Raw genomic sequence first — 21,266 nt, forward strand, 5'->3', positions numbered from 1 at the left:
TGCAGGGGTCGGCGCTAGTGGTGTTTTGGTATGAGCAAGCAGCGCGAGCTGTTATTTCGTAGAGTGGGTGCTTTTGAAAGCAATGACCGGGGCTTTTCCGCGGTGGCGGTCTTCGATGCATTGAACTGGCCAGTTGCGGCCATTGCCCTGTCTTTCCTTTTCATTCTTGCCATTGCCAGCCCGGCGCGGGCGCAGATGTCGTTGCAGGAGGCGGTTCTGCTGGCTGCGCAGACGGATCCGGGCGTCGAGGCGCTGCGGCAGGAGGTTGCGATAAAGAGCGTGGATATCGATGCCGCGCGCGACGCGTATTTTCCTGCGATCAGTCTGTCCGGTGAAACCAGCACGACCGCCAGCGACGGGCCCGGCCTGGTGCTGAGCGTCACGCAGCTGCTTTTCGACTGGGGAAAGACGAAGGCGGAGATCGAGCAGGCCTCGCAGGTGCGGGTGCAGGCGATGGCGGACCTGAAGATGGCGGTCGAGGACCTGTCCTTCGAGATCGCGGGCTATTTCCTTGATGTCGAGGTGCTGGATCGCAAGATTGCCTATACTCGCGAATACATGAGCTTTTCCCGTCGCCTGGCGGGGCAGGCGCAGGACCGTGCCAGGGGCGGTGTCGGCGATAACAGCGAGGTCGCGCGCGCCCGGTTGGAGATCGCGCGGGCGGAAGAGCAGATGTCGCAGCTCATGGCGAACCGGCAGATTGCGCTGGCGCAGCTGGAATATCTGGTGGGCCGGCCGCTGGGCGATGTGCGCACGCCGCCATCGATCGGGTTTGCGCAGCACTACGGGACGGTCGAGAAGATCCGGGCCGCCATCCGGATCGCGCCGGAATACACTGCGGCCCGGGCCGAGGTGGCCGAGGCCGAGGCGGGAATCGATACCGCGAAGGCGCAGCGCTTTCCCACTATCAACCTGCAGGCGCAGGGGCGCGCGGACCTGAATGGCGGAGATACGCAGACCGCGCTTGGAATCTCGGCCGGGGTCGATCTGAATTCGCGCGGCTTCGGTCAGCGACAAATCCAGAGCGCGCGGCTGGAGCTGGAAGGTGCAAAGGCTTCGATGCGCGGGGTGGAGCGCGAGTTGCTGAACACTACGACGACCGCGCTGGAGCGGCTGCAGCTGCTGCGGACGAGCGAACGCTCGAAGGCGGCGCAGCTGGTGGAATCGGAAAAGGTTCTGGCCTCGTACGAAGAGCAGTTCATCGCGGGACAGCGGGAGATCCTGGATCTGCTGACCACGGGGCGTGACCTTTACGACGCGCAGATCGACGAGATCGATACCTATGACGAGAGAAAGAGGACCGAGTACGAGTCCGCAAAGGAGCTTGGTGTCCTTGGCACGATGCTGTCGGCGGGCACGGTTGCAAGATGACGGGCAGAACAATCAGGGAAGAACGCAATGACTGACGTGGAAATGCACGATCCGCTTGTACTGGGGCTGCTGCAGCTGTGCCGGATCCAGGGCGTTACCACCTCTTCGGCACAGCTGACGGAGGGGCTTCCGCGGGAGGCAGGCAGCCAGCTGTCCGCGGACCTTGCCCCGCTGGCTCTGAGGCGGGCAAACATGAGCTGCCGGACGACCCGCGAGCCGCTGCAGTCACTGCCGGAGCACAGCTTTCCGGTCCTGGTTTTCCTGAAGAACGGCCGCACGGTCATCGTGGAGGCCTACAACGAGGGTCGGGCCAAGGTCATTCTTCCGGAATCCGGTGGTGGCAGGGCCGTCTGGACCGCCGAGGAACTGGACCGGTTGCGCGACGACAGGGTCCTGATCTCGAAACCCATCGACATCGTGTCGGGCCGCCTGGATGGCAAGAAAGAAGGGCGCGGGCACTGGTTGCTGGGCCCGGTCTGGGAAAACTGGTGGATCTATCGCGACGTGATGATCGCCTCGATGGCGGCAAATATCCTTGCGGTGGCCACGGCGCTGTTCTCGATGCAGGTTTATGACCGCGTGGTGCCGAACAACGCGATGGATACGCTTTGGATCCTGGCCAGCGGTGTCGGGATCGCCATCGTTCTGGAGCTGGTTCTGCGCCTGATGCGGTCATCGCTGGTGGACGTGTCAGGACGGGACCTGGACCTGCGTTTGTCGGCACAGCTATTTGACAAGGTCGCGAACATGCGGCTGATCAACCAGCCTGCCTCGACCGGGGTGTTTGCCAACCAGGTGCGGGATTTCGGCACGGTGCGGGAGTTCTTTACCTCGAACACCGTCACGGCGATCTGCGACCTGCCCTTCGTGATCATCTTTCTTGGCGTGATCTGGTTCATCGGCGGACCCATCGCACTGGTTGTGTTGGCGGGCGTGATCCTGACCGTGCTGCCGGGGCTGCTGATGCAGAAGAAACTGGCAAACGCCTCGCGCGAGAACACCAGGGAGGCGGCGGCGCTGAACGGCCTGCTGCTGGAGACGATCTCGAATCTGGAGACGGTCAAGGCGGCCCGGGCCGAGGGCCGGCTGCAGCGGTCGCACGCGCAGCTGACGGCGACCATGGCGACCACGGCGGTCAAGACCCGCAACCTGACCGCGCTGATGACGCAGCTGGTCAGCACGGTGCAGCGGTTGGCCTATGCCGGTGTGGTGATTGTCGGCGTCTACCTTATCAGCGCCGGCGAACTGACCGTGGGCAGCCTGATCGCCTGCACGCTGTTGTCCACCCGCGCGATGTCCCCGATGGGGCAGGTCGCAGGCCTGCTGGCGAAATGGCAGCAGGTGCGCGCGGCGATGGAAGGTCTGAACGAGATCATGGCGTTGCCGGTCGAACGGCCAACGGACCGTCATTTCGTACGCGCCACGGACATGAGGGGCGATTACCACATCCAGGATGTGGTGTTCCGCCACGATCCGCAGGCGCCGCCCGTGCTGGCCATTCCCGAACTGAAGATCGACGCGGGCGAGCGCATTGCAATGCTGGGCGGAAACGGGGCGGGGAAATCCACGCTGCTGAGACTGCTGGCCGGTCTGACAGATCCGCAGGCAGGGAGCGTCCTGGTCGACAACCTTGCGCTGAGCCAGGTCGACCCGATCGATCGCCGGCGCCAGATCGGTTACCTGCCGCAGAGCGTCGCGCTGTTCCAGGGGACGTTGCGGGAGAACCTGCTGCTCGACCACGGGCTGCATTCGGACGAGGAACTGCTCGAGGCGCTGGACGCGGTGGGGCTTGGCACCTTTGTCCGGCAACATGTGCGGGGTCTCGACCTGCAGATCCAGAGCAACGCGAATGTCTCGGGCGGCCAGCGGCAGTCCATCGGGCTGGCCCGCGTGCTGCTGCAGGATCCCAAGCTGGTCTTGCTGGACGAGCCGACCTCTGCCTTCGACCACGTGACCGAGGCGAAAGTGATCAGCTATCTGAAGGAGTGGTTGAAGGGGCGCACGACGATCATCGCCACGCACAAGCGCGAGCTTCTGGGGCTTACGGAACGGGCGCTGGTTCTCAAGGACGGAAGGGTCGCGCGTGACGGTGACCTGTTGGAGATCTTGAACGCGGCACGCGCCAACACGGCACAGAAGAAACCGGTGCAGGCAGTGACATGAGCCACGCGGACCTGGAAACCACGAGCCACCTGGACGGCACCTATCGTCGCCAGACGCTACGGCGGGCGCGCTGGGTGATCCGCACGGTCGTTCTTTCGCTGATCATCGCCGTGGCTTGGGCGGCGATGGCCGAAATCAACGAGATTACGCGCGGCGATGGACGCGTGGTTCCCTTGCGGCGCTTGCAGTCGATCCAGAGTCTGGAGGGCGGTATCCTGTCGGAGCTGCATGTCAGCGAAGGCGACATGGTGGAGGAGGGGCAGCTGATCGCGCGGCTTGATCCGACGCGGTCGGAGACGGCCTTCAATTCGACCCAGGCCGAGATCACCGCGCTGACGGCAGAGGTCAAGCGGTTGGAATCGGAGGTTCTGGAAGTGCCAGAACTGGATTTCGGACCGAACCCGAGTGAGACCGAAGCCACCGAATTGCGCCTGTTTGAAGCGCGGCGCAAAAAGCTGGATGCCTCGCTGGCGTCGCTGGAGCAGGAGCGCGAGACGGTCCAGAGTCAGATCGACATCACCAGCCCGCTGGCGGCTGGCGGCTCGGTCAGCCAGATCGACCTGTTGCAGTTGCGCCAGCAGAAGGCCGAGCTGGACGGGAAGATCAACGAGGTGCGCAATGCCTATGTGCAGGAAGCCTACAAGGACCTTGCCACGCGGCGCGCCAAGCTGACGACCTTGCGGCAGGACCTGATCCAGAAGCGCGACGAGTTCCAGCGGACGGAAATCAAGTCGCCGGTGTCGGGGCGGGTGAACAACATCAAGATCACCACGCTGGGCGGCGTCGTACAGCCGGGCGAGCCGATCATGGAAATCACCCCGACCGACGATCAACTGCTGATCGAGACCAAGGTCAAGCCGCAGGACGTGGCCTTTGTCGCGCCAGGGATGCCGGCGAGCGTCAAGATCACGGCGTATGATTTCGCGACGTATGGCGACCTGCTTGGTGTTGTCGAACAGATTTCCGAGGATACGGTCGAGGAGGAAACCGCGCAGGGGATGCAGGATTTCTACCGGGTGATGGTGCGGACCGAGAGCAGCTTCCTGGAGAGCTTCGGCGAGGAGTACGCCATCCGTCCGGGGATGGTCGCGCAGGTCGATATCGAAAGCGGGAAGCGTTCCATCCTGAGTTACCTGACGCGGCCGCTGACCCGTGCTAGGCTGAGATAGACGCCCGGAGGGGGCAGGCCGAAGCGTGCGGCAGGGGAGCCGCCGCGTGATGGCTTACTGAAAAGAAAGACGAATATGCTGCCGCCAGAAACCAGTTCTTCCCGGCGATGTCCGGGGGCACGCCTATGTTTTGCCGTTTTCTTCGCTTTTTTGATGTCGCTGACACCGGCGGCCTTTGCGCAATCGGTCCGGACGTTTGACACGGTCGAGGTGCGCGGTGCGGAATTCATCCCGGAACAGGACATAAAGGATACCTGCGGCGCAGTTCCGAACGTGCCTTACCTGGAGCTTGAGTTGCGGGCGATCGAGGAATGCCTGATGTCGACGGGCGTGTTCGAGAGTGTCGCGCTGATCCCCGAGGGGGACACGCTGGTGATCCAAGTCGAGGAATTGAACACGCGTCCCGGACGGATCGAGGGATCAATCGCATATGCATCCGATGACGGTCTGATCGCCGGCCTGTTCTTTGAGCGGTACAATCTCTTTCCCGACACTTACGGCTCGGCCCGCCTGGAAGTGAACGAGGATGTCAGGCGCGTGCTGGGACGGCTTTATCGTGCGGACGTCTTCGGTGATTCCATCGACCTGGGTTTCAAGGCGGGCTGGGAAGACACGTCCTATGACGACAACGCGTTTTCGCAGGAAACCTATCAGGCGGAAGCCTATTTGGCCTGGACGCCGAACGACACGACGCGGCTCGAGGCCGGGCTGGGGTACCGGGATCACCGGCTTTACGACGTGGCGCCGGCGACCAGCGCGCTGTTGCTGAAAGAACGGACGTCGGGCATCGAGGCGCCGTACCTGCGGCTGGGACTGGAGCACAGTTCGCTGACCGCGGAAGAGACCGGCTGGTCTTCCATGGAGTACAGCGTGGGAGTGGATCACTACTTCTGGAACATCGGCACCAGCGACCGTCTGTCGGATTTCAGGCTTGAAACGCGGTCCTACGTGCCGTTGACATCGAAGATGCGTCTTGTCTTCGGCCTGGACGCGGGGAAGGTTTCGAGCCTGGGCAGCAATCCGACCCGGGCGATCGACCGGTTCGCCTCCGGCGCCAACGGGTTCCGCGGTTTTGCGCCCCGGGGGATCGGCCCGCGCGACCAGGGGGCTGCACTGGGCGGGCAGAATTACCTTTTATCGACCATTGAATTGCAGCGAAACCTGGAGGACGTGTTCGAGGCGCCGCTGGTCGGGGGAGTGTTCTGGCAGACCGGTGGGGTCTGGGATCTTGACGACACGCTTGGCGGCTCGATCGATGACAGTTTTCATCAACGCAGTTCCGTGGGGATGTCGGTCTCTTTCGAAGTGGGTGAGACGCCGGTGTCGGTGTTCGTCGCCGTACCGGTCGAGAAGGAGCCGGGCGACAAGGAACAATTGTTTGGTCTGAGCCTGACCACGAGGTTCTGATTACGGGACAGCGGCGGCGGTGAGATACAAGGACGGAAACTGTCTGTCCGGGGCAAGGCATGCAGCCGTAGCCTGGCGTGCGAATCATCCTGAGTTTCAAGACGTTGTCAGCGTGTCCGCATGCAGGAACGCGCCGGGCCGTTCCGTTTGCCGGGGCGCTCAGCGCGTTGGACGGCACACGAGGTGCCTGGATTTACGGCAGTATCCGAACCCTTTTATACAAGGGGATTGCACGCTGGAATGCGACCGACATCTCAAGTGGTGTATACTAAAGAGTGTATTGGAAATAAATTAACTAGGCAAAAGTACGCCCATGGTATAAAAAGTATGTAGTCCGTGGTGTTTGAAAAGCTGCCGTTTTTACAAGACGCCGGGAATAATTTTTATCTGGTTTCGGTTCGATCCGAAGCCTCAGGGATGTTGATATTAGGATGAAATGGCTTCGATCCGCTCGGGCGAAATATGGGCCCTCTTCGGCACCCAGTCTTGCTGACCGCATTTTTCACCGCACCGAAGTCGAGATGGAGAGCGCGTGCTGCCTGCGCGCGGATGTCATCGGGCTGCTGCGTGTGAACCCGGATGCTGCCATTTCTGCGTGTACTGATCGAAAGAACAGGCCGACATCAACATCCGTCGACTGGATTTCCCGGGTTGGTTCCGGAGCGGTCAAAGACCTCGCGTGGGGTTCGTGACAGAGAATTTCGGAGGGGATGTTTCATGCTGCTGCACAATTTTGAAATGGAAACCGCGATACCCGTCGCCGGAAAGCCCCAGCAGGAGGAGCGGCGGGTCCTGGCCTTTCTCGACTGGGACCATCTGCCCTACGAGCTGAGCCGGCCCGGGCAGGGGTTTCGGATGTGGCTTTTGCGCGGGGAGGATTCGGACCGCGCGATGGGCCTTTTGAGAAAGTGCCAGGCGCCGCTGGACGTGTTGATCGTAGACGAAGATTTCTTCGGCTTTCCCGATGATGCCGCCGACATTTGCCTGCAGATCCGCCGCATCTATCCGGATATCCGCATCGTCGCGGTCGAAAGCGAGATGTCCGAGGGCGACTCGGTGCTGGTGTCGCTTGGGCTGTGCGACCGGACGTTGCCGGCGGCCCCGGATGCCGGGGCAATCGCCGGCGCGTTGCAGACGCCGGACACAAGCCGCCCGCGCGCGGCCGCCGACGGACGTCAGATGTAATTCATGTCGCGCGCCACGATGACCGCCTGCGTCCGGTTGCTGGCGCCCAGCTTGGTGCAGATTGATTTGACGTGCATCTTGACCGTCGCCTCGGCCAGCGACAGCGCCTCGGCGATCTCGCGGTTCGGGCGACCTTCGGTCAGAAGGCCGAGAACGTCCATCTCGCGATCCGACAGCGGGGCCTTGGTGGTGCCGCGCGACTTGAGCCGCTGCTGGTCGATCAGTTCGACCGGAACATATCGGCCCCCCGCGGCCATGAAGCGGATCTCGTTGGCCAAGTCCTTGAGCGAGGCGGTCTTAAGAATCACGCCGGAGCTGCCCATCTGAAGAATTTCCGAGATTACCTGTGCCGCCGGGTCACTGGTGAGAAGGCCGGTCGGGCGACCGCCATTCGCTTCCATCGCCCGGGCAAGACCCTCGGTGCCGTCCATCCCGGGCATGTTGAGGTCCACGAGGACCAGATCAAACGGATCTTCACTATCGATGATCGAAAGGGCCGTATCGAGATCGGGGGCCGTGGTGACCTCGAAACCGGGCAAGTTGGAAAAGAAATGCTCGAACATTTCGAGCACCAATGCATGGTCATCGGCTATTAACACACGAATGATCGACGTCTGGAAACTTCCAGATGATGCAGCTGTCGTCACGTGCTTTTTCCTCTACGCTGTTACTCGCCTTTCGGCATCACTGATGCGCCACCGGGCGCGATGGCGGCGACGTTTACATGCAATGAACTAAGGCTTCATAAAGAAAATCATGTCACAAATACGATACGCGCGGAAGTGTGCGCTTTTTGAGACTCTGGAATGCAGAAGACTCTCAATCAAGTCTTTCAAGAGCGGCTTTCGTCTCCACTATCGCGGATTCTAGCTGACCGATGCCCGGTTCAGTTGATTGCTGATTCTCCAGCGCTAGCTCCAAGGCCCGCAGTGCGGCCTCGACCATCGAAAGTCCGGTCAGCGTACACGCTCCGGTGGCCGCGTGTAACATGCGGCCCGTATCCGGGCCGATGCCGTCGTCGCGCAGGCGGGACAGAACATCGGAAGCCTCGTTGAGGGCGCGTTGCATGAAGGAGATGGCTCCGGACTTCCCGAATTGCTCTAGCAGGTCGTTGACGATGTAGCTGTTGAGCGGGATTGGCTGCTCCTGCGGTGCGCTGGCGGACGTAAGGGCCGCGGGTGCCGCGTCGGCGCCATCCGCGCGGTTGGAGTCGATCACATTCAGGATGACTTCGCGCAGGATCGCGGGGCGTACGGGCTTCTCGAGGACCTTCTCGATGCCGCCGGCGTGACAGGCATCGACGATCTTCTGGCCGACATGCGCGGTCAGGGCGATGATCGGGCCGGTCCAGGGCACGCTGATCTCTTTACGGGCGCGATGTGCGAATTCGACACCGGTCATATAGGGCAAGGTCATGTCGGTGATGATGAGGTTCAGTTTGTCCCGAACGTCCGGACAGTCCAGCAGCGACAGCGCCTCGGCCCCGTTCCCGGCCGCCCAGACCCGGGCGCCCGCGATTCTGAGGACCTGTCCGATCCAGTCACGGCTCGAGGGGCTGTCCTCGACGAGGATGATGCCGATGCCGGACAGTTCCCTGTCTTCGGTCCCTGCTTGGTGTGCTGATGCTTCGGGGGGAATCTCCCTTTTGCCCCTCAGCATGGGAAACGTGACCTCGATCATGGTGCCGGTCACCGCGCCGTCCGGGTCGTCCCGGACGTGGCGGTCTTCGAGGTCAAGCTTTCCGCCGAGCTGACGTAGGGCATGGGCCAGCACGTTCAGGCCGGCCGAAGGTCGATCGGGCGGGTTGGCGGCGCTACCGCCCAGGGACCTGGTCTGACCCACGGCCTTGAACAGACGCGCCTTCTGGTCTTCGGGAAGGCCGCCGCCAAGGTCCTTGACGGTCAGGGATATCCTGAGGCTGTCGTCCGTGGCGTCGGTCGAGGGCAGGGCACGGCAGGTCAGGCTGATCTCGACCTCGGTGCCGCCGTGCTTGGCCGCGTTGTCGATCACGTTCTGGAACAGGGCGCGCACGAACTGCACCGGCCCGTGGACCCAGATATCCTCGTGCGGGTCGAGTCGCAGTTTCAGTTCAAGGCCGCGTTGCCGGGCGATCGGGCCGATCACCACGAGCATCGACCTGAGTTCCTCGGTGATGTTGAAGGTCTCGTCAGGGCGGATTCCCGCCAGGCTCTGGTCTCCGCGAATGACGCCGAGAACGTTGCTGATGTGGTCGAGAGCGACCTCTGAAGAGTGCCTCAACTGATCGCGGTCCTGCTTCCTTTCCGCTTCGGTTGCGTGCTCGGTCTCGATCATCTTTTCAGCGGTTGCCACGAGCGACTGAATTGGCGTGCGCAGGTCGTGCGCGACGCGCAGCAGGGTGGCCGAGCGGGAGCGATTGCGCAGCCAAGACGCCTCGTGGTCGTTCTCGGCCAGGCGCAGAAGGTAGCCGTCGCGCGCGCCGAGGGAAATATGCACCACCTCTCCTTCGAGCTCCATCGTGCCGAGCGAAAGGGAGGCTGCAGTGCTGCCGGCGCGGTAGGCCTGCGTGCACAGAGTAGGCCAATCGAACTTCTCCCGCAGGGCCGCCTGGTTGAGGCCGAGCCGTTGCGCGGGCGGGTTGGCGAGGAGGACCTTGCCGCTGTCGCTGGCCAGCAGAGACGCGCGGCGGTCCGTGGCGATCATGCGCGCGATTGTCTGGATCACCGGTCGCATGCCGAACACCGGCTTGCTGGATGACCTGGGCGTGTCGGACGTCATGCGCGTGCTTTCATCCCGGTAAGATAGTTGAAATGGCGGATCGAAGGCACTGCGACCTTATGCGGAGCCGCCGGATCTGTCGCGTGCAATCTTGCCGAAAGGCCAGCGCCGAGAAACATGTGCGCCTACTTTTTGGTGAGGTTCTTCGGAAACTGGCAAAGGTGCAACGCTGAAGGATATAAAAACTAGACAAAAGGTTTTATCTGATACATACCTTTGATAGTTAAATTGCCGTGGGGGCAATCCTAAGTTTGTGATTCTGGCCTCAGGGGGCCTTTTTAAAAGGATGTAAGATATGGCGACGAGTGGACAGATGGCGGGTGACGCCGTGAACGTTCAAATTTCGGTCAACAAAGACAGCGTAAGCCGATTCACGCGGTCCGGCGACGACCTGATGGTCGAACTGACGAATGGAGACACCATCCGCGTCAGTGAGTTCTACGGCGGCGCCGCGAACGGAGAGGCGCATCGCCTTATTTACGCGGACGGCAGCTATAGTGGCGTTGAAGGCGTGATGGGCGAGGAAGCCGTTGCAGGCCTAGGCGAGGGTTTCGGGATGAACGGTCTCGGGGCAGGGCTGGCGGCCGGGGCGGGAATCGGGGGTGTTGCCCTGGCGTCGCACCTGGACGACAGCGACGGCGGCGTGGCGCTCGATCCCGATCCAGACCCTGATCCGGACCCTGACCCCGATCCGGACCCTGATCCCGATCCCGACCCGGATCCAGATCCCGAGCCGGAGCAAACGACCGGTGTGCTCGATTCAGTTATTGCTGACGATGGTATTCTTGGCGCAATCACTGGCAACGAGGGCGGGCTAGGCGCGATCACCGGCTCGGAAGGTTTGCTGGGCACGCTTGTCGGCGACGACGGCCTGCTGAGTGCGGTCACCGGCAGTGACGGTCTTGTTGGTTCCCTGCTGGGCGCGGGACTGATCGGTGACGGTTCGATGTCGGACGACCCGCTGGACAGCGTGACGGACGGATTGCTGGGGGACGAATCCCTTCTGGGCGGGCTGCTCGGGACGACGGGACTGACCTCTGGCCTTGTCGAACCGGACGGTCTTGTGGGTAGCCTGCTGACGGAGGACGGACTGGTCGGCGGCTTGCTGACGGAAGACGGCCTTGTCGGTGGCCTGTTGGCCGAAGACGGCCTTGCAGGCGGATTGCTGGGGGGCGACGGCCCCGTGGGCGGTCTTCTGGGCACTGACGGCTTGGCAGGCGGCCTGCTGGGCGAGGACGGTCTTGTCGGTGGGCTGCTTGGCGACGATGGGTTGCTGGGTGCCGTGACCGGAGACGAGGGTCTGCTGGGCGGCGTGACTGGCGACGAGGGGCTGCTGGGTGGACTGCTTGGCGGCGACGATGGCCTGCTGGGCGGCGTGACTGGCGACGAGGGTCTGCTGGGTGGCCTGCTTGGCGGCGACGATGGCCTGCTGGGCGGTGTGACCGGCGAGGAGGGTCTGCTGGGTGGCCTGCTTGGCGGCGACGAGGGCCTGTTAGGCGGCGTGACCGGGGGCGACGGCCTGTTGAGTGGCGTCACAGGTGATGATGGTCTGCTCGGCGGCCTGACCGGGGGATTGCTCGGTGGCGAGGGCGACGGATTGCTCGATCCGGCACTTGCCGATGGCGGCCTGTTGGGCGACGTGACCGGGAACAGTGGCGTGCTGGGTGATGTGACTGGAAACGACGGTGTTCTCGGTGAAGTGATCGGCGACGAAGGGGTCGTGGCGGAAGCGACCGATCTCGTTCTGCTGACGGACGGAGATCCATCGGGCTCCGGCGGCCTGCTCGGGGGATTGACCGATGGCCTGCTGGGAGGAGATGACGGCTTGCTCGGCGGTCTTCTCGGAGGAGAAGACTCCCTCATCTGATCCGCCTTGCCGGATCGGCACCTTGACGCCCCGCCTTTTGGTGGGGCGTTCCTTATTCCGGGGGACTGAAACCGACCCGGCCTGTCCGGGGCTTCGGCAGCGGGCGCTGGAAAATTACCTTTGATGGCGCGGTCATGGCTTGACTTTTAGTGCTTAAGGTCGTCTGATACATACTTAAGACTTTCGCACATACTTAAGGCTGTATATTTCAGGGGCCTGTGCGAGGGGGGTTAAATAGGAGTGGAGAATATGGCGAATAGAACAATTCAAGCGTCCCCGACCGAGGTGCGCGTCTTTCTGGATGTCGATCAGACTGGGCAGGAAGTCTATACGCGGTCCGGCAACGATCTTGTCATCGACTTGGGCACCGGAGACACGGTGACGGTCAAGGATTATTATGTCGAGACCCAGAGCGGATCGCTGCATAGTATCGTGTATAACAATGGCCCGGTCGTCGATGGCGACCCGACCGAAGGCGGAGGCCTTGGTGCTGGCTTTTCGGAAGAAGGTATTGCCGCGGCCGTGCTCGGTGGCCTGGGCCTTGCGGCGGTGGCCTCAAGCGGCGGCAGCAGCGCGCCTGTTGATGATACAGACGCGGATGCGGACGCCGATGCAGATGCAGATGCAGATGCGGACGCCGATGCGGATGCTGACGCAGACGCCGATGCAGATGCTGACGCAGACGCTGATGCGGATGCTGACGCAGACGCCGATGCAGATGCTGACGCAGACGCAGACGCAGATGCAGATGCGGACGCTGATGCCGATGCTGACGCGGACGCCGATGCTGACGCAGATGCAGATGCGGACGCTGATGCCGATGCTGACGCGGACGCCGATGCTGACGCAGATGCCGATGCTGACGCAGATGCGGATGCTGATGCCGATGCTGACGCAGACGCCGATGCTGACGCAGACGCCGATGCTGACGCAGATGCGGATGCTGACGCAGATGCGGATGCTGACGCAGATGCTGATGCTGACGCAGATGCGGATGCTGACGCAGATGCCGACGCGGACGCAGACGCCGATGCTGACGCAGACGCCGATGCAGACGCCGATGCAGACGCGGATGTTCAAGGGTTGCTCGATCCGCTGATCGGTGCTGGCGGATTGCTGGCCGGCGTGACCGACGATGATGGTCTCCTCGGCGACGTCACCGGCTCGCAAGGGTTGCTTGGTGACCTGGTTGGTGCAGACGGCGCGCTTGGCGACCTTGGCAACGACCTGTTCGGTCAGCCGATCCTGGGGGATGGTGTTCAGGGCGACGATACCGGCCTTCTGGATGGCGTGGTCTCGGATGGCGGCCTGCTGGGCGACGTGACCGGCGACAACGGCATTCTGGGCGATGTCACCGGATCCGACGGCCTGCTGGGTGACCTCCTGCTGAACGACGGGGCCCTGGGCGACGTGACCGGCTCGGACGGGCTGGTCGGCGACCTGATCGGCACCGGTTCGCTGGGCGAGGACGGTATGCCGGATGACGGCATGGGAGGCGACGACGGCCTGCTGGGTGGTCTTCTTGGCGACAACGGCGGCTTGCTGGACGGGCTGACCGGCGACGAGGGCCTGCTGGGTGGTCTGCTCGGCGGCGAGGGAAGTCCCCTCGATGGTCTTCTTGGCGGCGAAGGCAGCCCGCTTGACGGCCTGCTGGGCGGCGACGGTGGATTGCTGGATGGTCTGACCGGTGAAGCCGGCCTGCTGGGTGGTCTGACGGATGGTCTGCTGGGCGGCGAAGGCAGTCCGCTGGATGGCTTGCTGGGCGGCGAAGGCAGCCCGCTGGATGGCTTGCTTGGAGGAGAAAGCAGCCCGCTGGATGGAGTGCTGTCGGGGCTAACTGGTCCGGATACCGGGCTGCTGGATGACGTGGTGTCGGACGGCGGTCTGCTGGGCGACGTCACCGGCAACAGCGGTGTCCTCGGCGACGTGACCGGCAATGACGGCGTGCTGGGCGATGTGATCGGCGACGAAGGGCTGGTGGCCGAGGCCACGGACGTGGTGCTGATCACCGACGGCGATCCGTCGGGCGGCGGTGACGTGCTGGGCGGCCTGACTGACGGCCTGCTGGATGGCGGCCTGCTGGACGGGCTGACCGGCGGCGGCGACGATACACCGGTCTAGGACCGGAAGGTCAAGCTTCCGGGCGGATCTGCCGCCCGGAAGCAATCCGAAAGGGGCGTGGATACGCGCAGACGAGAACCCGGAATCGCTGACCTGGCTGACAGGAAGGCGTAGGAGGAGGCCCCCTGAAAGCCTTCTTCGAGCGCTGGGACGCCCCGTACTGGAGGCGCCCCAGCAGAGAGGCGGATTGTGCCACCCCCCACCACCACTCACCTAGCATGGTCCGCCTCTCTCCATCGAAAGAAGGGAATTACCAAGTGAGTGATACGTGGCAGTGTTGTGCGAATGATCGCTCAAGTCCAGAGAAATAGGGCGGAAATTCATTCCGATGGAGAGATGCGGTGGGGCCTTCGGGGGCGTTGTCGGTCTACGTGGTTCGGCCTGCAGTCCTGAGCGGAACGGCAAAAGCATTACATACCAAAGGCTTGCGGGATCTGACAACATGGAGGTTCAGGCGCAAACGGATGGCTGGGACTGTGACGAGACTGCGACAGAAGCATTCGGTGATTAATATTTAACCATACGAAAGGTTATTAAATACATACTAAAATATTGACAACATGCTTATAGCGTTGAAATACATCCATAAGCTCTGGGTGAGGGTGAGGCCCATATTGGGCCGCTGATAAATGGGAGTGTGAGAGAAGATGGCTAACAAGACAATTCAAGCGTCTCCGGACGAGCCCCGTGTTTTCCTGAATGTGGATCAGACCGGCCAGGAGAAATATGTACGGATGGGCGATGACCTGGTCATCGACTTCGGCAATGGCGACATGGTGACGGTCAAGGACTACTACGTTCCGACCGAAAACGGGTCGCTGCACAGCATCGTTTACGGCAACGGTCCGGTTGTCGATGGCGACCCGACGGAAGAGGGCGGGCTTGGCGCCGGCTTTTCTGAAGAGGGGGTCGCGGCGGCCGTGCTTGGTGGCCTGGGTCTTGCCGCGGTGGCCGCGAGCGGCGGCGGCAGTTCGCCGGTGGATGATACAGATGCGGACGCTGACGCAGACGCGGACGCCGATGCTGACGCTGACGCAGACGCGGACGCCGATGCTGACGCCGATGCGGATGCTGACGCCGATGCGGATGCCGACGCCGATGCGGATGCCGATGCGGATGCTGATGCAGACGCCGATGCAGATGCAGATGCCGATGCAGATGCTGACGCCGATGCGGACGCCGACGCCGACGCTGATGCCGATGCGGATGCCGACGCGGATGCAGACGCAGACGCAGACGCGGACGCTGATGCCGATGTTCAAGGGTTGCTCGATCCGCTGATCGGCGCTGGCGGGTTGCTGGCCGGCGTGACCGACGATGATGGTCTCCTCGGCGACGTCACCGGCTCGCAAGGGCTGCTTGGTGACCTGGTTGGTCCAGACGGCGCGCTTGGCGACCTTGGCAACGAACTTCTGGGGCAGCCGATCCTGGGGGATGGTGTTCAGGGCGACGATACCGGCCTTCTGGACGGCGTGGTGTCCGATGGCGGCCTGCTGGGAGACCTGACGGGCAACAACGGCGTTCTGGGCGATGTCACCGGATCCGACGGCCTGCTGGGTGACCTCCTGCTGAACGACGGGGCCCTGGGCGACGTGACCGGCTCGGGCGGTCTGGTCGGTGACCTGACCGGCACCGGCGCGCTGGGCGAAAGCGGCACGCCGGACGACGGTGCCGGTGGTGGCGGCCTTCTGGATGGCCTGCTGGGCGGTGAGGGCGGTCTGCTGGAGGGCCTGACCGGCGACGAAGGTCTGCTGGGCGGTCTTCTCGGCGGCGAAGGCAGCCCGCTTGACGGCCTGCTTGGCGGCGACGGTGGATTGCTGGATGGGCTGACCGGTGAAGCCGGCCTGCTGGGTGGTCTGACGGATGGTCTGCTGGGCGGCGAAGGCAGTCCTCTGGACGGTCTCCTCGGCGGCGACGGCAGCCCTCTGGATGGTTTGCTGGGCGGCGAAACCAGCCCGCTTGATGGTCTGCTGTCGGGGCTGACGGGCTCGGATGCCGGACTGCTGGATGACGTGGTGTCGGACGGCGGTTTGCTTGGCGATGTCACCGGCAACAGCGGTGTCCTTGGCGACGTGACTGGCAATGACGGGGTGCTGGGCGATGTGATCGGCGACCAGGGCTTGGTAGCGGATGCGACAGACCTTGTGCTGATCACCGACGGCGACCCGTCGAGCGGCGGTGGTGTTCTTGGCGGTCTGACTGACGGCCTGCTGGATGGCGGGCTGCTGGACGGGCTGACCGGCGGAATCGACGACACGGCGATGTAATCCGACCCGATCCCGGCCCCGGAGCAGATGTTGCCCGGGGCCGGAGGGCCTTCGGCCCATGCGCGCGCAACTGTCATGCTGCTTTCCGGGGAAGGGAGACGCCTGCATGCCTGACTGGACATTGAGCAAGGTCGCCTCGATCCTGCCCGACTCGGCCTGGGTGCACGTCGAGAACGAACAACGCGTCGTTTCGGGTATTTCAACCTATTTCCCGACCTACCGACCTGGCGATATCGTTTTCCTCAGAACTGGCGAGATGGCATTCGGCATTACGCAGGAGACGCTGGCACGCGAAGATGTGCGCCCGCGGCTGGTGGTCGTTTCAGGTGAGGTGCCGGCGGCGTTTGAGGCGGAGGCGATCCTGAAAGTGCCCGACCCGATGACGGCGCTGATGCGGATGGCGAAAGATGCGCGTGGCCGGATCACGGCGCCGGTCGTGGCGATCACGGGCAGTTCGGGCAAGACATCAACCACGGATCTGACCGCCCATGCGCTGCGGGCGTTCGGTCCGGTCTACGCCACGCGTGAGAGCGGGAACCGACCGCGAGGCGTGGCCTGGAACCTGGGCTGTGCGTCGGAGCGCGACCGGTTCGTGGTGCTGGAGCTTGCAATCGGTGGCATGGCGGACAATTCCAAACTGACACGGCCTGACGTCGCGGTGTTTACCAATATCCAGCTGGCACACGTCCTCTATCATCAGAACCTGCGCACGATTGCCGAACGCAAGGCGCGGATCTTTGACGGGATGCGCCGCGGTGCCCCGGTGATTCTGAACAGCGGAATGCACGAGGGTGCGTATCTGCAGAAGGTTGCCCGCAAGAAGGGGCTGGAGGTGATCCACTACGGACGACGGGCACAGGACCACGTCGTGTTGCTGGGGTTCGATGCGCGGCGTGGCGTGGCGACGATCGGCGTGGACGACAGACGCCTGCAACTGGCGCAATGTCTGCGGCACGGGCCGCACATGCTGGAGAATTTCATGGCGACTTGCGCGGTGTATCACGCCCTGGGCCTGCCGCTGGACCAACTGGCAGAGCGTTTCGCGAGTTTTCGTGTCACCAGCGGACGAGGCGAGGTGCATCGACTGCCGGTGCAGTCCGGGGCTTGCGTGCTGCTGAACCATTCCTACAACGCCAATCCGGCGTCGATGCGGGCGGCATTGATCCACCTGCGCAATACGCCCACACAGGGCCGGAGGATTGCGGTGCTGGGGGCGATGGCGGAGCTGGGCGATGTCAGCGCGCAGGAGCACGCCAAGCTGGTGGCCTATCTGGGCCAGCTAAAGCTGGACCGTATCTATACGCTGGGCCCGGAGTTCGAAGGCATCGATAACCTGTCCGGCCACCAGGCGCTGGATGGACCAGAGGACCTTCTGAATATTCTTGAGGCAGAGGTGCGGGCGGATGACGTCGTCATGGTCAAGGGCTCGAACGCAACTGGACTCAATCGTGTGGTGACCACCCTGCTGAACGAATACACGTGCGAGACGTCTGCGGATGTGCCGTCAGGCGCCGATGCGACGTACGCCCGTGTTCAGGCCGGTAACTGAACCGGGATGGGCCGCGGAAAGAGATACCACTCTGTGTTGGGTCTGCGGCCGAGGACTCTCAGTTCGAGCTGTAGCGCTCCGGGCGCGATATGTTCCAGAGCGGGCGGGCGCAGGCCGCAATGGTCATAGTAGATCGCTCCCGGCTGCCAGCGGGTGGTGGGCTGCATCCAGTCGCAGGGATCGTGGTCGGTCCCTTTGCCCCATTCGGCCGCGTGCCGTGATCCAAGCGGGATGGCGAGAACGCCGAGCCGAAGATCTTCGGGGACAGGTTTCGGGCTTGACCACCAGGTTTCTATCCAGAGCATCTGGCGGCCGGTGATTACTGGGGGTTTTACCCTCATTCCCAGAAGCTGAAGCCCGTTCAGCGTCACCGGTGCGATGCGGGCATCGCCGGGAACGAAGCCTGCCTGTCCCAAGGCGGAATCGGGCGTGTAACGGGCCAGAAGGTCGTGACGGTAGCGGTCGGAGGGCCTGATGGCTGGTGCAGCGGTGCTGACGGAACGCGGTGCCGAGGGGGCGAGCTGGACGAAGGCCTGTTCCGCGGTGCGGGTGAGCGTTGTACCCAGCGCCTGACAGGCGCCATCGAAGCTGTCGATTGCCCGAGTTGCCGCTTCGCCGTCGAGACGCTGGCTGAAGCCGTCGCCGATACCAACGGGCACGTATTCGACCCAAGTGATCCCGGTCTTGCACAGGCCCAGGCGGAATAGCCCGCCGGGTCGGAACCACGCGCGCGGGGTGTCCGACAGCAGGGAGCCGGTGCCGTGGATGATCGGTTTCCCGTGATAGAGTTCGATCCCGTGGAGATGCGGGCCGGTCGTGCCGAGCACACCGTCGGCGCCGACATCGACAAGGGCGTGGGACAGTGTGCGAATGTCGCTGTCCCGGGTAGGAGTGCTTCGCGCGGCCCAATGCACCGCAACGAGGACGATATCGGCCTCGTTGCGGGCTGCCGCGATCCGTTCCGCCATCACGCGGCGCCATGCCCGGGGATCCGTGGGTGACAGGTAGGCGGTGCCGAAGCCATCATCGCCGGCGGCGAAGCGATGCTGGGTCGTGTCCACGCTGAGAAGGGCCACGCGCATGTCGCCCGCGCGGCAGACGACGGGGTTGAAAGCGTCTTGTCGGTCTGCGCCGCTGCCTGTGCTGGCGATTCCGAGCGCGTCGAGAATTTCGTGCTGCTGTTGCAGGGCGGTCGGCCCGTAATCGCCGCTATGGGCGTTGGCCACGGTGACGGCATCGACACCGGCGGCGGTCAGGACACGCAGCAACTCGGGGCGGGCGCGACAGTAGAAAGGACCGTCCTCGCCCTTGTCGGTGCCTTGCTTGCCAAGGGTGCTGACGACGCAGTCCAGGTTCACGACCGCAAGGTCGGCGGCCCGTAATTCGGGGATGTCGAGGACATTTTGTGCCCCGAGCTGGGCCGTACGCATGTGCTGGCGCCGGCTGAGGTTGACCGCACCGCCGCAGGCCAGCACCGCGTCGGCAGGCCGCGGCAGATCCCGCGCCGGGGCCGGGGCGGGCGACGGGAGCGTCGGTGCCACTTCGCGGTGCAGGTAGTGGCGGAGATAGGCCACGAAGCCGGAGAGGTAATGTTCCACGTCGTCGATGCGGACCCGGAACGCGTGATGGCGGATGAAGAAGCTCCCCAGAATGCGTTGCGGATTGCGGAAATACATCGCCGTTTCAGGCCAGAAGAACCCGTTCAGCATGTAGCGCGCCCGGGTCTCCAGCGCGCGGTAGAACTTGTCACGGTCGAGATGCTTGAGAAGGTGTCGGTGCGCCTCGCTCTGCTCCAGCCGGAGGATCATCTTGTGTGCCGCCATCATCAGTTCCAGCAGCGTCGGGAAGGTCGTGATCCTGTCGATGACGAAGTCGAGATGGGTGGCGACGTTTTGCAGACCGAAGCGGAAATAACGCTCTTCCGGGCGGTAGAGCGTTAGTTCGTTGACGCAGTAGCCGAGCCAGTGATCGTTGGTGCGCCAGTGTTCCTGCGCGATGAAGTAGTCGAAGGCCTTTTCCACGAGAGCCAGCCAGCGCGGGTCCTTCGTCAGGCCGTAAAGGCGCATCAGGCCGAAGGCGGCTTCACCGTCGTAATAGATGATGCGGAAGCGTTCCTTGACGGACAGGTCTTCGGCATGGAGCACATGCGACAGCTGCCCGGAGTCCGGGTCCTGCATGAGCGCGATGCCCTGCGCCAGTTGTTCCAGAAGCGGCAGGTGGCGTTCGTCGCCGGTGAGTTCGGTATAGGTGACGAGGGCGAGAAGGCAGACCGCGCTGCCGCCCAGTTTCACCTCGTTGTTAACGTCGAGGAGATAGGCCACGCGTTCGCCACCCGGGACGGTGTATTGCCGGATGAGCCCCTCGGTCAGCAGGCGCAGGGCGCGGTCGATCGCGGCCTTGAGCCCGGCGTCGCGGGTGACCTGCCACGCTTCGAGCATGGCATAGACTGTGCTGGCGTGGCGCAGGGTGTTGTAGGACTTTATCTCACGGTCGAAGCAGGGGTGGACGCCGTAGACGAACTGGCCTTCCGGATCCACCTGGGCCGCGAGGAATCGGCTGGACTGGTCCACCATGTTCTCGACCGTGGCCGCGTCAAGCGGATCGACCTGGCGGCGCCCGGTGTCGCGGCCCTCGGTGCCGCCGCTGAACCCGTGCAAGGGCACCGGGGGCCGGTCCGGCTGAAGAAGAAAGGCATCGGTGGCGAAGAGGCGCACCGGATCGGTCGGTGCCTCGGGCAGGTGAAAGCCCCGGCCGAAGCGACGCTGACCGTAGATCTGCGTGTTTTTCGCATTCAGTCCGCCCTCGTGCCGGTCGTTGCCGAGGTAGAGCATGGCGTTGGCGTTCAGTTCCTGTTCGAGGAATGCCTGGCGAAAGTCGGGGTCGAGAGCGATGCCGTAGCGAAAATAATTGCGCTTGCTGCTCCGGATGGCGAGCTGGCACTGCTCCCATGTCAGGTTCCAGGTGCGGGTCACCCAATCGATACGCAGCCAGCGGACTTGCGGATCCGGTTCGGGCCAGGCGCTGCGCCACTCGTCGAACCGGCACCAGATCGTTTCGGAATCCGGACCGTCGACATGCACGACTCGGGCGCGGGTTTTGCCGTCGCAGATCGAAAAGAATACGCGCAGGGGCGCATCCTGTTCGGCCGAGGCTAGCGCGTAGGTCAGCGCTGACCGTGCCTGTGGCAGAAGGGATGACAGGGGGGCCTCGGGATGGGCTGCGATGGGCGGAACGAGATCCTTGATGCCGAGGCTCTCGAAGGGCGCGTGTGCGTTTTTCATGATGATCCAAAATACCGCATGGCCGTTGATCAGGGCAAGCTTGCGCTATGGAACCGTGGCAGCCTTACCGCGCAGCAGGCTGCGCCCTGCGACCGGATGCCGCTCGGACCCATCCGCGCATGTGATGCG

13 protein-coding genes and 1 pseudogene are annotated in these 21,266 nt (G+C 63.4%); 11 read left to right on the forward strand and 3 right to left on the reverse strand.

From position 1 onward, the window contains the following. Nucleotides 1-30 precede the first annotated feature (30 nt). The 5 genes from RBB18_RS13150 (at nucleotide 31) to RBB18_RS13170 (ending at nucleotide 7,295) form a co-directional block, all read left to right on the forward strand. Nucleotides 31-1,371: a TolC family protein gene (locus tag RBB18_RS13150; protein ID WP_103765064.1), complete on the forward strand. Its 1,341-nt coding sequence runs from the start codon at nucleotides 31-33 to the stop codon at nucleotides 1,369-1,371. 27 nt (nucleotides 1,372-1,398) lie between these two features. Further along, nucleotides 1,399-3,534, forward strand: coding sequence for a type I secretion system permease/ATPase (locus tag RBB18_RS13155; protein ID WP_274592332.1), 2,136 nt, complete (start codon nucleotides 1,399-1,401; stop codon nucleotides 3,532-3,534). Beyond that, nucleotides 3,531-4,703: an HlyD family efflux transporter periplasmic adaptor subunit gene (locus tag RBB18_RS13160; protein ID WP_103765062.1), complete on the forward strand. Its 1,173-nt coding sequence runs from the start codon at nucleotides 3,531-3,533 to the stop codon at nucleotides 4,701-4,703. Before RBB18_RS13155 ends, RBB18_RS13160 begins: the two co-directional genes overlap by 4 nt. Before the next feature lie 153 nt (nucleotides 4,704-4,856). After that, nucleotides 4,857-6,110: a BamA/TamA family outer membrane protein gene (locus RBB18_RS13165; RefSeq protein WP_170067276.1), complete on the forward strand. Its 1,254-nt coding sequence runs from the start codon at nucleotides 4,857-4,859 to the stop codon at nucleotides 6,108-6,110. 717 nt (nucleotides 6,111-6,827) lie between these two features. Further along, nucleotides 6,828-7,295 (forward strand): hypothetical protein, encoded by a 468-nt coding sequence (locus RBB18_RS13170; RefSeq protein ID WP_103765060.1) that lies wholly within the window; start codon nucleotides 6,828-6,830, stop codon nucleotides 7,293-7,295. Here the strand turns inward: RBB18_RS13170 and RBB18_RS13175 are convergent. Both RBB18_RS13175 and RBB18_RS13180 read right to left on the reverse strand, forming a co-directional pair. Further along, complete coding sequence (locus tag RBB18_RS13175) at nucleotides 7,286-7,942, reverse strand: response regulator transcription factor (RefSeq protein ID WP_245890588.1); 657 nt, start codon at nucleotides 7,940-7,942, stop codon at nucleotides 7,286-7,288. The genes RBB18_RS13170 and RBB18_RS13175 overlap by 10 nt on opposite strands. A 172-nt stretch (nucleotides 7,943-8,114) precedes the next feature. Further along, entirely contained in the window at nucleotides 8,115-10,052 is a 1,938-nt protein-coding gene (locus tag RBB18_RS13180; protein WP_306111270.1) for a hybrid sensor histidine kinase/response regulator, read from the reverse strand. A gap of 295 nt (nucleotides 10,053-10,347) precedes the next feature. Here RBB18_RS13180 and RBB18_RS13185 point away from each other — a divergent pair, with 295 nt between their 5' ends. From RBB18_RS13185 to murF, 6 genes and pseudogenes are all read left to right on the forward strand, one after another. After that, nucleotides 10,348-11,919, forward strand: a complete 1,572-nt coding sequence (locus RBB18_RS13185; protein WP_306121252.1) for a BapA prefix-like domain-containing protein — start codon at nucleotides 10,348-10,350, stop codon at nucleotides 11,917-11,919. 249 nt (nucleotides 11,920-12,168) lie between these two features. After that, nucleotides 12,169-12,348, forward strand: a pseudogene (locus tag RBB18_RS23195) (hypothetical protein); the annotation flags it as partial. 151 nt (nucleotides 12,349-12,499) lie between these two features. After that, the gene (locus RBB18_RS13190; RefSeq protein WP_306121253.1) at nucleotides 12,500-13,018 is read left to right on the forward strand and encodes a hypothetical protein; all 519 of its coding nucleotides are present in this window, start codon (nucleotides 12,500-12,502) and stop codon (nucleotides 13,016-13,018) included. Beyond that, nucleotides 13,003-14,040, forward strand: coding sequence for a hypothetical protein (locus tag RBB18_RS13195; RefSeq protein WP_170067274.1), 1,038 nt, complete (start codon nucleotides 13,003-13,005; stop codon nucleotides 14,038-14,040). The genes RBB18_RS13190 and RBB18_RS13195 overlap by 16 nt, the downstream gene beginning before the upstream one ends. Before the next feature lie 647 nt (nucleotides 14,041-14,687). Next, nucleotides 14,688-16,307: a hypothetical protein gene (locus tag RBB18_RS13200; RefSeq protein WP_306112294.1), complete on the forward strand. Its 1,620-nt coding sequence runs from the start codon at nucleotides 14,688-14,690 to the stop codon at nucleotides 16,305-16,307. Between the two features lie 106 nt (nucleotides 16,308-16,413). Then, nucleotides 16,414-17,856, forward strand: coding sequence for a UDP-N-acetylmuramoyl-tripeptide--D-alanyl-D-alanine ligase (murF, locus tag RBB18_RS13205; protein WP_306112293.1), 1,443 nt, complete (start codon nucleotides 16,414-16,416; stop codon nucleotides 17,854-17,856). On the opposite strand, the gene RBB18_RS13210 is transcribed toward murF, so the two are convergent. After that, a complete protein-coding gene (locus RBB18_RS13210; protein ID WP_306112292.1) occupies nucleotides 17,841-21,137 on the reverse strand; it encodes a CapA family protein in 3,297 nt (1,098 codons plus the stop codon). The genes murF and RBB18_RS13210 overlap by 16 nt on opposite strands. Between the last annotated feature and the right edge of the window lie 129 nt (nucleotides 21,138-21,266).

It is taken from the genome of Roseovarius sp. MMSF_3298 (assembly GCF_030733705.1).
Lineage (GTDB): Bacteria > Pseudomonadota > Alphaproteobacteria > Rhodobacterales > Rhodobacteraceae > Roseovarius > Roseovarius confluentis.

Bases quoted from the DNA above. Each gene is read 5' to 3' on its own strand.
- RBB18_RS13150 (WP_103765064.1), top strand. From the start codon at position 31: ATGAGCAAGCAGCGCGAGCTGTTATTTCGTAGAGTGGGTGCTTTTGAA.
- RBB18_RS13155 (WP_274592332.1), top strand. From the start codon at position 1,399: ATGACTGACGTGGAAATGCACGATCCGCTTGTACTGGGGCTGCTGCAG.
- RBB18_RS13160 (WP_103765062.1), top strand. From the start codon at position 3,531: ATGAGCCACGCGGACCTGGAAACCACGAGCCACCTGGACGGCACCTAT.
- RBB18_RS13165 (WP_170067276.1), top strand. From the start codon at position 4,857: ATGTCGCTGACACCGGCGGCCTTTGCGCAATCGGTCCGGACGTTTGAC.
- RBB18_RS13170 (WP_103765060.1), top strand. From the start codon at position 6,828: ATGCTGCTGCACAATTTTGAAATGGAAACCGCGATACCCGTCGCCGGA.
- RBB18_RS13180 (WP_306111270.1), bottom strand. From the start codon at position 10,052: ATGACGTCCGACACGCCCAGGTCATCCAGCAAGCCGGTGTTCGGCATG.
- RBB18_RS13185 (WP_306121252.1), top strand. From the start codon at position 10,348: ATGGCGACGAGTGGACAGATGGCGGGTGACGCCGTGAACGTTCAAATT.
- RBB18_RS13200 (WP_306112294.1), top strand. From the start codon at position 14,688: ATGGCTAACAAGACAATTCAAGCGTCTCCGGACGAGCCCCGTGTTTTC.
- murF (WP_306112293.1), top strand. From the start codon at position 16,414: ATGCCTGACTGGACATTGAGCAAGGTCGCCTCGATCCTGCCCGACTCG.
- RBB18_RS13210 (WP_306112292.1), bottom strand. From the start codon at position 21,137: ATGAAAAACGCACACGCGCCCTTCGAGAGCCTCGGCATCAAGGATCTC.